The organism is Nocardia coffeae (genome assembly GCF_019890715.1).
GTDB lineage: Bacteria > Actinomycetota > Actinomycetes > Mycobacteriales > Mycobacteriaceae > Nocardia > Nocardia jiangxiensis.
The window spans coordinates 488,534-501,078 of record NZ_JAINZY010000005.1; the positions used below are offsets into that span (position 1 = coordinate 488,534).

At 67.3% G+C, this 12,545-nt stretch carries 6 protein-coding genes and 1 pseudogene; 3 read left to right on the forward strand and 4 right to left on the reverse strand.

Annotated features, from left to right (window positions below):
* The first annotated feature begins 92 nt into the window (after positions 1-92).
* On the forward strand, positions 93-1,490 hold the full coding sequence (locus tag K7711_RS21720) for a DUF7159 family protein (protein WP_222971234.1): 1,398 nt from the start codon (positions 93-95) through the stop codon (positions 1,488-1,490).
* Between the two features lie 864 nt (positions 1,491-2,354).
* Here K7711_RS21720 and K7711_RS47710 read toward each other — a convergent pair.
* The 3 genes and pseudogenes from K7711_RS47710 to K7711_RS21735 form a co-directional block, all read right to left on the reverse strand.
* A pseudogene (locus K7711_RS47710) lies at positions 2,355-3,605 on the reverse strand (YibE/F family protein); the annotation flags it as partial.
* Between the two features lie 354 nt (positions 3,606-3,959).
* Positions 3,960-5,216: a pyridoxal phosphate-dependent aminotransferase gene (locus K7711_RS21730; RefSeq protein WP_222971236.1), complete on the reverse strand. Its 1,257-nt coding sequence runs from the start codon at positions 5,214-5,216 to the stop codon at positions 3,960-3,962.
* Between the two features lie 370 nt (positions 5,217-5,586).
* A complete protein-coding gene (locus tag K7711_RS21735; RefSeq protein ID WP_235747523.1) occupies positions 5,587-6,924 on the reverse strand; it encodes a helix-turn-helix domain-containing protein in 1,338 nt (445 codons plus the stop codon).
* Positions 6,925-7,178: 254 nt separating this feature from the next.
* Between K7711_RS21735 and K7711_RS21740 the strand changes: the two genes are divergently transcribed.
* Positions 7,179-7,628, forward strand: a complete 450-nt coding sequence (locus K7711_RS21740) for a hypothetical protein (RefSeq protein ID WP_222971238.1) — start codon at positions 7,179-7,181, stop codon at positions 7,626-7,628.
* A gap of 179 nt (positions 7,629-7,807) precedes the next feature.
* Here K7711_RS21740 and K7711_RS21745 read toward each other — a convergent pair whose 3' ends face one another.
* On the reverse strand, positions 7,808-11,221 hold the full coding sequence (locus K7711_RS21745; RefSeq protein WP_222971239.1) for a (Fe-S)-binding protein: 3,414 nt from the start codon (positions 11,219-11,221) through the stop codon (positions 7,808-7,810).
* Positions 11,222-11,695: 474 nt separating this feature from the next.
* Here K7711_RS21745 and K7711_RS21750 point away from each other — a divergent pair, with 474 nt between their 5' ends.
* Positions 11,696-12,529, forward strand: a complete 834-nt coding sequence (locus tag K7711_RS21750) for a DUF8020 domain-containing protein (RefSeq protein ID WP_235747524.1) — start codon at positions 11,696-11,698, stop codon at positions 12,527-12,529.
* Positions 12,530-12,545 lie beyond the last annotated feature (16 nt).

Sequence of the window (12,545 nt, forward strand, 5' to 3'; positions counted from 1 at the left end):
ACGTGAGTGACAACGGCTGGATCTCGCGTAGAACCCAGCTTGCGTAGCGGCCCGCGCGCACGTCGTGCAGTGTGAGACGAGATGGGCAGCAGATGAGTTCGGTATTGGGAATATCGGTGGGGGCGAGCGCCATTCGCGTTGCGCGTCCCCAGCCCGGTAATTCCGCCGAACAATTCGCACCGGACCGTTTCGATATGCGGGTCGCCGCGGTGGGTGAGCAGCCCGTGGAGGATGCCGCCGTCGAGGCGATCCTCGCCGCACTCGGTCCGGACATCGGCGCCACCGCGATCGCCTATCGCAGCGAACCGCATGCGCGGGCGGTGCGCGCGGCCCTCGCGCGTCGGCAGATCATCAACTACGAGCTGGTGCCCGAGGTCGCGGCGGCGGTCGAATTCCTGCAGGCCAGCGGCGAATTGCAGGGAATGACCACGATCGCGCTCTACGATCTGGGCGGTGCGGGCCTGTCGGTCAGCGTGGTCGATATCGTCACCCGCCAGATCCACCACAGCGAGCGCACCAGCGATATCAGCGGCGACTATCTGGATTCGCTGATCCGCGAACAGCAGATCGCGTCCGGCCGCATCGAGCATCCGCCCGATCCCGAGGGGCTCGAGCTGCTCGATCAGCTGTGCCGCTCGGCCAAGGAGCAGTTGACCGGCAGCACCGCGGTCGCCCTGCCGTCCGAATACGGGCTGGTGCTGTTGTCGCAGGAGAACTTCGACGCGCTGATCATGCTCGCCGTGGAGTCCTCGGCCCGGATGACGCGCGATGTGATCACCCGCTCCGAACGGTCGGTGCAGGCTGTCGTCGCGATCGGCGGCTGCGCGCAGATTCCGCAGGTGGCAAAGGTTCTGGAACGGTGGCTGCGGGTTCCGGTACTGGCGCCGGCGCATCCGGAGACGGTGATCGCCCGCGGCGCTGCGCTGCTGGCTCGCCCGTCGCGCGCCGTCGCGCAGGCCCGCGCGGCCTTCGAGGCCGAGACCGAGATACTGCCGGTGGTGCGGCCCGACCGGTCGGTGCTGGGTGGTCGCGGCCGATCGCGTCGCGGTAAGCGGCGGATGATGCTCGGCGGCCGGGGAACACGGTCCGTCGCGGGCGAATTCGCGTCGGGCGGGATCAGCGCGCCGCGCGGACTACGCGATCTGAGCGTCGCGGGAGTCGCGGTCGGCGCACTGGTCGTAGTCGCCGCGTTGGGTCTGGCCCTGGGCTGGGGTCCGCAAGTGCTGCAGGGCGATTCACAGAGTACGAAATCGACCCGGAGCGCGGTGCCGACCAGCATCACGCACACTGCCGCACCCAGCACGACGGTCACCCCGCCACCCGCCGATTCCACCAATGCCTCGGTGGCTCCGCCGCCGGAATATCACCCGCGTTCGGAATCCCCGGCCCCCACCCATCCCGGCCCGAACACGATCATCGTCGTTCCTGGCCTGCCCGCCATCGTGGTCCCGACCATCCCCCCGTTGCTGCCTCCGGCTCCGCATCACTGAACCGGCCCGGTCCGTGCGCGGAGTCACTGTCGGCGGTCATTCGTCGTATTCGTTTGCTGGCCAGTCTCTTCGGTAGTGGCGGCCCGAGGTGTCGGTGTTCTCGGGCCTACCGGACAGTCGCGGTCTGGGTTGCGGCGGGTAGTCGGGGGACTCGTCGCCCGGATACTGTTCGCCGGACCACTGATTCGAGTAGGTGTCGCTCGCGTAGGGGTCGGCGGCGGGCCAGGGCTCGGGGTACGCCTGGCCGGAATGGCGGGGCGGCGCGGCGTCGGCGAACCAGTCGGGGGAGGAGTTCGCGCCGGTGTCGTAGGTGGGGTTCGTATCGTAGTCCGGCGACGGTTCGGCGGACAGGCGCCCGCGGCGGGACCGGGGATCGGCTGTCGGGTCGGGTGCGGAATAGCCGGGCTCGGCCTGGTCGGGCCACTGGTTCGCGTACGGGTCGGGGCGCTGTACAGCGGGTTGTGAACCGGTGTGCGGCGGATCCGCGCTCAGACGTCGGCGGGGTGAGGCGGGCTGCTCGCCCGAATACGGCTCGGCAGGTTGTTGATTCGCGGCCGGACTGCTCGCTCGGCGGCGCGGATACGATTCCTCGGCGCGGTTCGCGTACTCCTCGGGCGGCTGTTCGGTCGCCGCGGAACCACGGCTCGCGGAATCGGTCTCGGGACGTCGGCGCGTCGCGGCCCGGCCCGGCCGCGTGGGCCGGTACTCCTCCTGCGAGAGACTGTGCAGATAGTCCTCGTCGTCGTCCGGATCGGCTTCGGCCTCGGCATGCCGCTGCGGTTCGGCCGCGCGTCGCCGCGGCCGGGCGTCCTGTCCGCGGCGCGTCGGCCGTTCACCGGCGACAGCCTTCGCGGGGCGAGGGCGCCGGCGCGGGGGTTCGGGTGCGGATTTCAGCGAGAACGGCCGGGCCAGCAGGACCGCGATGACCGTGGTCAGCGGCACCGCCAACGCCAGGCAGATGCCGCCCACGGCGGACCGCACGATCTCGATGGCCACCGAATCACCGGTGATCACATCACTCAGCGAGCGCCCCGCCACCGAGAACATCAGCAGCAGCGGCAGCGCCCCACCGGCGTAGGCGAGCACCAGCGTGTACACGGTACTGGCGATATGGTCCCGGCCCACCCGCATGGCGGCGGCGAAAACCTCTCGGCGCGTTGCCTTCTCGTCGATCGCGGCGAGTTCGAAGGCCGCCGAGGCCTGGGTGATGGTGACGTCGTTGAGCACACCGAGCGAGCCGATGATGAACCCCGCCAGCAGCAGTCCGGTGATACTGACGTGCTGCACGTAGGTGGCGACATTGGTGTTGTCCTCCTGGGACAACCCGGTCACGTGGGTGATCTTCAATGCCGCCCAGGACAATACGGTCGCCAGCACCATCGCGCTCAACGTGCCCAGCAGCGCGGAACTGGTGCGCAGATTCACCCCGTGCGCCAGATACAGCACCGCGTAGAGGATGATCGCCCCCGCCACCACCGCGACCGGAAGCGCGGGTTTGCCGTCCAGTAGCGCGGGCAACATGAACATGATCAGCACGACGAAGGCGAATACCAGTCCGATCACCGCGCGCAATCCGCGCCAGCGCGCCACCACGACGACCACCAGAGCGAAGATCAGCACGACCAGCGTCAGCGGGAAGCCGCGGGAGTAGTCCTCGAAGGAGTAGTTGGGCTGTCCGGTGGGATCGTTCTGCCGCAGGACCCGGATGTGATCGCCCTGATGCAGCACGGGCTGGCCGGGACCGGGTGCGATCTCGAGCAGGGTGTGATGACCGGTGGCCGGTCCGGATTCGATGGCGACCAGGCTGCGCGCGCAGACGTAACTGTTGTTGGGCGGCGGTTGCGGGGTTTCGGCGAACACCTTGCCGTTCGACTGACTGCCGCAGGGGCCGGTGTCCTGCTTGGTCACCGTGCCGGCCTCGGTCTGCACCGCGCCGCCGCCGCCGTTCTGCATCGGCAGTGGAATATCGATGTGCTGATGACTCGGCCACAACACCACCGCGCCGATCACCACGAGCACGCCGATGCCGGTCAACAGTCCGACGACGATCCGGGCCGCGGTGGCCCCGATCGCGATCGGACCGGAGTGGTCGTGGTGATGATGGTGGTCGCTCACCGGGCGAGCGTAAAGGATGGGACCGCGACCGGCACTGGCAGTGCTTCGGAGCATTCCCGGCGAACGCGTCGAAAACCCGGACGTACCAAGCGAATCCGGTGAAATGCGAAGAGTGTGGGAGGGGCGGCGGAGAGCAGGGGGATGTCTCCGCCGCCCGGGGTCTCAGCGGCCCAGGGGGGTAGGCGGCTGAACCCGGGGCCGAGCGGCCCAGGGGGGTAGGCGGCTCGGCCGGGGCACTTTCGGTGCCGAAAACCACTGTACACAAACCGGCGATCTTTGCGCTAGCCAAGTCTTCAAAAACCCGACTTCTCGTACTTCCGGTCTGTTTTATGGGACGGTCATCCGATCAGGGGGCTATTGCCGATAGCTCGCCAGGAAGTTGCCGAACCGCTCGATCGCCACCGCAAGATCACGCGCCCACGGCAACGTCACGATCCGCAGATGATCGTGCTGCGGCCAGTTGAAACCGGTGCCCTGCACCATCAGGATCTTCTCCTGCAACAGCAGGTCCAGGACGAGTTTCGCGTCGTCGTGGATCTCGTGCACCTCGGGATCCAGCCGCGGGAACGCGTACAGCGCACCCTTGGGCTGTACACAGGACACACCCGGAATGGTGTTGAGTTTCTCCCACGCGACATCACGCTGCTCGAGCAGCCGCCCGCCCGGCAGGATCAGATCCTCGATGCTCTGATGTCCGCCCAGGGCGACCTGAATCGCATGCTGCGCAGGCACATTCGGGCACAGGCGGGTGGAGGCCAGCAGGTCGATCCCCTCCAGGAATCCGCCCGCATGCTCCTTCGGCCCGCTGATCACCAGCCAGCCCGAACGGTATCCGGCCACCCGATACGCCTTGGACAGGCCGTTGAACGTCAGACACAGCAGGTCGGGCGCCAACGTGGCCAGCGAGGTGTGCTTGGCGTCGTCGTACAGGATCTTGTCGTAGATCTCGTCGGCCAGCAGCAGCAACTGGTGTTTGCGGGCCAGATCGACCACCTGCTGCAACACCTCGGCCGAATACACCGCACCCGTCGGATTGTTCGGGTTGATGATCAGCAGCGCCTTGGTCCGATCGGTGATCTTGGACTCGATATCGGCGATATCGGGCTGCCAGCCGTTGGACTCGTCACACAGATAGTGCACCGGTGTGCCACCGGCCAGGCTGGTCATCGCCGTCCACAGCGGATAGTCCGGCGCCGGGATCAGCACCTCGTCGCCGTTGTTCAGCAGGGCCTGCATGGTCATCGTGATCAGCTCGGACACGCCGTTGCCCAGGTAGACGTCGTCGACGTCGAATTCCGGGAATCCGGAGACCAGCTCGTAGCGGGTCACGATCGCGCGCCGCGCCGACAGGATGCCCTTGGACTCGGAATATCCCTGCGCCACCGGCAGCGCCGCGATCATGTCGCGCATGATCACATCCGGCGCGTCGAAACCGAACGGCGCCGGATTGCCGATGTTGAGCTTCAGGATCCGATGCCCCTCCGACTCCAGCCGTGCCGCATGTGCGTGTACCGGGCCCCGGATCTCGTACAGGACGTTCTGGAGCTTCCTCGACTGCTCCAGAGGGCGCGGACGCTGCGGTGACTGGCTGGTAGGACTCACCCGTCCCATGGTGCCACGCTGTGTCTTTGGCCTCCGCTTCGCTCCGGCGGTTCGCGGCCCCCTGAGTCTCACCGGTCGGCCCCGTGTCGGGTACTCGTTCCTCGCACCCGCCACGCGTCCGACCGGCGAGACGGGCCGCGAACTGTGTTGGATTGCCTCCGCTTCGCTTCGGCTGTTCGCCGGCCCCCTTGGTCTCACCGTTCGGCCCCGTGTCGGGTACTCGTTCCTCGCACCCGCCACGCGTCCGATCGGCGAGACGGGCCGCGAACCTTGGGGTTGACGTTGTTCGGGGTTGGCGGAACCGGGTGGCTGAGTGGTGTTCTTCGCCGTTGTGGGTTCGCGTCCGAAGGGCGAGACGGGCCGCGAACTGTGGAGAAGGTCACAGTGCCGGATCGATGGGCAGCATCCCCCGGGCCGCACTCGTTCCGCAGAACTCCTCGATGCGTTCGTCCAGCGTCCGGGCCTCGACCGCGGCCCGGAAGCGTGGACCGGCGATGCGGTGCCGCAGCCCGGTCAGACGTTCCTCCAGCTGCGCGATGCGCTTGTCCTCGGCCAGCTCGAGCACCGGCTGCACCGAATCGGCGGCGCCGTCGAGACTGCCGTTGATCAGGTGCGCTGCCGCATTGTCCACCCGGGCCAGGGCTTCCGCGCCGTAGGAACGCTGCTCCTGCGGGCCGTTCGCGTACAGGTCGATGGCGCGATCGGTCGCGATGAGGGCCGGTTCGGCTTGGCCGAGATGGATGTAGGTGGCCCCGGCGTAGTAGTGGCTCTTGGGTTCGTCGAATCCGAAGACGCCGCCCATCTCGTCGTGCAGTTCGTCGGCGCCGGATCCGCCGCGGGCCACGTCGGCGGCGCGGATACAGCGCTCGGTATCGCTGATCGAACCGAGTTTGGACCAGATGCGCGCCTCGATATTGAGTAGTCGCACCTTCGAGGTCACCGAATCCGCGTACTGTTGCCCGCTCTGCGCCAGTTGCACCGCGCGGCGCGGACGCTCGGACCAGTACTCGATCAGCGCCTGCATGCCTCGGGTCCAGGCGCGTAATCCGTTGTGCCCGCACAATTCCGCATAAGCCCAGGCCGCGCGGGCCTGCTCACCCGCGGCGTCGTGATAACCCAGATCGGTACTGGCGTTGGCGAGCAACCCGGACAGGGTGCCGGCCAACAGATACAGATGACCGGTGTCCGCGGGACTCTGATGTCCTTCCAGGAACCGGTACACCCGTCGGCGCACCCGCAGCATCTCGACCATCATCGGGACCGGCGAGGCGTGCACGTACGCGTTGGCGATGCGGGTGACGTCGGCGTCGAACTGCTCCAGTGTGGTGGCGCCGATATTGGTGGACTCGGCGCGTCCGGCATGCTCGCTGGCTTCGTGGGCGGCCGCCATGATCAGATCCCTCTCCGAAATCGTTCCCGACGCATCACCTCTCATCGCACCGTTGTCGACGAGTGTCAGCAGTTCCGCGTCGCTCGAGTACTGGGCGCGCGCCGAATCATCCGGCCGCGCATCGAATTCAGGTGCGGGCCGATCGATGAGGGGCTGATCGATCATGGCCGCGAACCGTGCCCGCACAACCTCGTCGGACCTGGCCAGGGAGGTGTCCAGCGCGGCCTGGTTGACGGGCCGGGGGTGGACACGTGTGCCCCCGGCCTCCCATTTCGAGACCAGTCGTTCGTGTACACCCAAATGGGCAGCGAACTCCCGGATACTCATCCGCTTGGCATCGCGGAGGGCACGGGCTTCCCTGCCAGACCACTGCCGGACCACGATGTCACCCTTTCCACACGAACTTCGAACTCCAGAGTACGAGCGTGAAGTGATCACGGCCACAGCCGAAATCGAGCTGGTATCGGGGAAACAGCAGGTCGTGTGTCAAAGGCAGTGGAAGGGCAGTGCAAGGCGAGTGAGCGGGCGTTACCTCGCGGGCACCGTTCGCGGGAACCTTGGAGGGACCGAGGGAGTTCGCCGTGAACGTCGAGAAACTCAGGACCGCTGAGGATTGGGTCGCGTTGTACCGGTACGAGTTCGCCCTGCCGGTGATCGAGCGCGGCGGCTACGTCATGTTGCCGATCACCAGCCGCATCGGCGTTCTGCATCTGCCCACCGTTCGCGCCGAACGGGTCAGCGAATCCCTGGTCGAGGAAGGTATGTCCGCTCCCGTTCTGGCCCGTCAGATCCGCTGGAGTTTCGTGGTCGCTCCGGACGATCCACCCGGGCCGCAGGTCGCGGACGTGCTCAACCGCATAGATATCCGCATTCCGGCCATCGGCAGTGCGATCATGCTGCCGACCGGCCTCGGCCGCTGGACCCGGGAGGGCTGCCACTGGGTGGTCCCGCCGACCGGCGACGACACCACACTCCCACCCCTGTCGGCCGTCATCACGACAGCGTTGGCGGTGGGTGGCGGCGAGGACTGACCGCAGACCGGTCCTCGCCGCCCCGCACCGGGTCCGCCCCCATTTCATCCGGCAGTCGACGGGGGCGGGCCCGGTCATGGGGCCTGCTCGTTTCTCTCGCACCGAAATCTCTTGGACGCCTGGAACGCCGAAGGGGCGTAGCCGAGATCGGCTACGCCCCTTCGGTTGTCGGAAGTCGGTCAGTTCTTGCGGCCCGGGGCCTTCGCTCCGGACTTGAAGCCCAGGCCGCCCGGCTTGGCGGTCGGGGGCTTGGGAGCGCCGTTACCGGACGACTCCGCCTCGGCGGGTGCGGACTCCGCTGCCGCCGAGGAGGATTCGCTCGCAGCCTCCGCAGCCTCGGCAGCCGGAGCAGCCTCCGCAGCCGGAGCAGCCTCGGCAGCCGGAGCAGCCTCCGCGGCCGGGGCCGCCCCGTCGGTGGACGGAGCAGGTGCGGCCTCCGCGCCCGGGGCCTTCGGTCCGGGGCGCTTGAATCCGGACTTCATCGCCAGGCCCTTGGCGGCCACCGTCGGCTTGGACTCCGATGCGACCGGAGCCGATTCGGTTGCGGCAGTAGCGGACTGCTCGGGGGCCGCATCCGACTCGGCGGCCGGTGCGGATTCGCTCGCCGGCGCGGACTCGGCCGGTTTCGCCGCGCCCGGGGCCTTCGGTCCGGGGCGCTTGAATCCGGACTTCATCGCCAGGCCCTTGGCCGCGACCGTCGGCTTGGACTCCGAAGCGGCCGGAGCCGATTCGGTGGCCGCGGACTGCTCGGGAGCCGCAGCGGATTCGGCCGGAGCGGATTCGCCTGCCGCGGAGTCGCTTCCGGCGGCCTTCGCGCCGGGAGCCTTGATGCCGCCCTTCATGGCCAGCCCCTTGCCGCCGGGAGCCTTGGTAGCGCCCTTCATCGACAGGCCGCCGGGCTTGGCCGCGGGTGCGGCGGGAGCTTCCGCGGCGGATTCGGCGGATTCGGTCTCGGCCGGAGCGGGTGTCGCCTTGGCCCCGGGCGCTTTCGCCGCGCCCTTCATCGCGAGTCCCTTGCCGCCGGGCGCCTTGGCCGCACCCTTCATGGACAGGCCCTTGGCGGGTGCGGGAGCCGCCGGAGCTTCGGCCGAATCTGCCTCAGCCGCAGCCGGTTCGGCCTTCGCGCCGGGCGCCTTGGCGGCACCCTTCATCGACAGTCCGCCACCGGGGGCCTTGCCGCCACCCTTCATGGACAGTCCGCCACCGGGAGCCTTGGCTCCGCCCTTCATCGCGAGTCCGTTGGCGGCAGCGGGTTTCGCCTCCGCGGCGGCCGCAGGTTCCGCGGCCGGCGCCGCCTGCGCGGCCGGTGCGGCGGGCTCGGGCTCCGGCTCGGCCTTGGGCTCCTGGATCACCGTCAGGTTCTGCGACAACGTCGCCGGTTCGACCCGCTCGATGGACTGCAGCATCAGCTGCGCCACATCGACCACTTCGACGCCCTGGCCGACCTCGCCCGAATCCTTGCGCGCGGTCACGCCATCGGTGAGCATGACGCGGCAGAACGGGCAGCCGGTGGCGATCAACGACGGCGAGTTGCCGCCGTCCAGGGTCGAGAGCGCCTCGTCCACCCGGTCCAGGTTGATCCGCTTACCGAGCTGCTCTTCCATCCACATGCGCGCGCCACCGGCGCCACAGCACATGGAACGTTCGCCGTGCCGCGGCATTTCGGTCACCGTCGCGCCCGAGGCGCCCATCAGTTCGCGGGGCGCGTTGTAGATCTTGTTGTGCCGGCCCAGGTAGCACGGGTCGTGGTAGGTGACCTTCTCCGACACCGGCTTGACCTGCACCAGCTGCTTCCCGCGGACCAGGCGGTTCAGCAACTGGGTGTGGTGCACGACCTCGTAATTGCCGCCCACCTGCGGATATTCGTTGTTCAGCGCGTTGAAGCAATGCGCACAGGTGACGACGATCTTCCGCTTGGACTGCTCGATACCCTCGAACACCGAGTTGAACGTCTCGATGTTCTGCATGGCCAGCTGCTGGAACAGGAATTCGTTACCCGCGCGACGGGCCGAATCACCGGTGCAGGTCTCCTCCTGACCGAGCACCATGAACTTCACGCCCGCGGTGGCCAGCAGTTCGGCGACCGCCTTGGTGGTCTTCTTCGCGCGGTCCTCGTACGCACCGGCGCAGCCGACCCAGAACAGGTACTCGTAACCGTCGAAGCTGTCGGCGTCCTTGCCGAACACCGGAATGTCGAAGTCCAGCTCGGAGATCCAGTTGAGGCGGTCCTTGGCGTTCTGACCCCAGGGGTTGCCCTTGTTCTCCAGATTCTTGAACAGGCCCGCCAGCTCGGACGGGAACTCCGATTCGATCAGCACCTGGTAACGACGCATATCGATGATGTGGTCGACGTGCTCGATATCCACCGGGCACTGCTCGACGCACGCGCCACAGGTGGTGCAGCTCCACAGCACCTCGGGATCGATGATGCCGTTGACGTCCTCGGCGCCGACCAGCGGCCGCTCGGCCTCGGTGCGCGCCGCCTCCGAGATCTGCGCCAGCGCGGCCTCGTTCGGCTTGCCCTCGGCATCGACCAGGCCGATCTCGTCCCCGCCCATATCCTTGCGGCCACCGGCCAGCAGATACGGCGCCTTGGCCTGTCCGTGGTCGCGCAGCGACATGATCAACAGCTTGGGGGACAACGGCTTACCGGTGTTCCACGCCGGGCACTGCGACTGGCAGCGACCGCATTCGGTGCAGGTGGTGAAGTCCAGCCAGCCCTTCCAGGAGAAGTCCTCGACCTTGCCGACGCCCAGGGTGTCGTTGTCGGGATCGATCTCCTCCATGTCCAGCAGGGCCTTGCCCTTGGACGTCATCGGCTTGGCCGCACCCAGCGCGACGCCGCCGTCGTCCTCACGCTTGAAGTAGATGTTGAAGAACGCCGCGAACCGGTGCCACGCCACACCCCAGTTGATGTTGCGGCCGACCAGCAGCAGGAAGGTGCTGCCGGACACCATCTTCACGAACGCGAACACCGCGACCAGCGCCACACTGCTGGGGAGCAGCTTGGCCACCTGCATGGTGAAGAAGTCGGTCCACGCGGTCGACTCGTGATAGGTGGCGATCTTGCCGGCCTTCACCAGGACCATGCCGATGCCCTCGATGAACACGATCGCCTCGATCGCGTAGGCGGCGCCGAACGCCGAACCCGAGAAGCGGGACAGCCGCGCGGGCACCCGGGGGTGGTTGAGCTGACGAATCACGATCAGCACCAGGATGCCGATCACGGTCGCGATGCCGAGCAGCTCGTCCATGAAGTGGTAGATGTGCCAGTTGCCGAAGATCGGCCAGTGGAACTCGGGATCGAAGGTCTGCCCGTACGCCTCGAAGTACAGGATGAACCCGGCCAGGAAGCCGATCATCACGAGCCAGTGCGCCCAGCCGACGGTCCGGAACTTGACCATCCGGGTGTGCGCCAGGAACTCGACGATCATCGTCTCGAGGCGGGGTAGGAACGGCCGCCAGCGGTCCGGTGCGGATTGTCCGAGCCGGATGGCACGGACCATCTTGCCGACGCCGCCCAGGAATGACGCCCAAGCCAACAGGCTGAACACCACTCCGATCGTGCCCAGCGTCACTGTCAGGGCATTCATGTCGCGACCTTCCTTCGGTTCAACGAGCATTCGGCGGCAGGGGCTGTTGCCGCCAGGGTTGTCTCGCATACTAACTGCCAGTAAGTTACCCACCGGTAACTTACGTGTCCACTCTATGATCGCAAGTTGATACGCCCCAGCGTGCCGGGGCTCGTGGGCCCTCGTGTGTGAGTCGGCTCACGTACTGTCCTGGGCGTTTGCGGTGGTCTGAATCGCTTCAACGGTAAATCCCGACAATTTCGCCTCCGGGGAAGGACACGCTTACTCCATTGGTGGGAAATGGATGTCGCTTCCGGGGGACCATTCGATTAGGCTCAGCGCGTCCTGCTTGCTGTGTAAATCTCCACTCTGCTCGGGGAGGGTTCCCGTAGGCCGCGCCCATCGGCGGTACCGATGTGGCAGCGACTCGAGGGATGCGCGAGCTCTCGCGGAGAGGAGGCACACCGCGGCACCCGTTGATGATTGGAAAACCGAATGAAGTTCCGCACCGCTACCGCGGGCGCCGCACTGGTCATCGGTGCGATGACCGCCGCTGTCGGTACCGCGCACGCCGCCCCCGCTCCGAAGCCGGCCGCAGATGCGATCGACTACTCGGTCAAGCTGGTGGACAAGGCGGTAGTGGCCACCCTGCAGGGGGGAACCTTCCAGGTCGTGCAGAAGCCCGGCGCGACGCCGCAGGCAAAGCCGCAGCAAATTATCAATGTCAAAAACAAGGCCGGAAAAATCGCCATGGAAATGCCGGTGGATTACCGCATCTCCGGCGTGCAGATTCCGGTCGTGCCGGTTGTGAAAGAGAACGGCAAGGTTCTGCAGTTGACGCCGCAGAAGCCCGCCGGAGCGACAATCACCAAAGAGACCGTGATCCCCGAGCCGATCGCTTCGACCGACGTCAAGCCGGGCGTCGTGGCGCAGGCCGCGCCGAAGCCCGCGTCGAACCCGGCCTCGCAGGCCAAGCCCAGTGCCGCGCCGCAGGCCAAGGACATCGCCTCGCCGCAGGAGGACAACGCCGCGATGACCGACTTCGCGACGAAGTTCGGCCTGGCCACCGGTATCGGCAGCTTCGTGGGGATGGCCATCGGCGCGGTCGTCGGCTGCATCTTCGGTCTGCCGCTGTTCGGTGTGGGCTGCATCGCCGGTATCCCGATCGGAGCGACCCTCGGCGGCATCGTCGGCACCATCGCCGCCGGTGGTCCGACCTTGGTCGCGGCCGGCATGGATCTGATCAACACGCTGCAGAAGCCGGCCGGTAAGACCAAGTGGGCGCAGGCGGTGGGCGTCAGCCCGACCACGTCGGCAGCGCACAAGTAATCCCGAACAACACCGG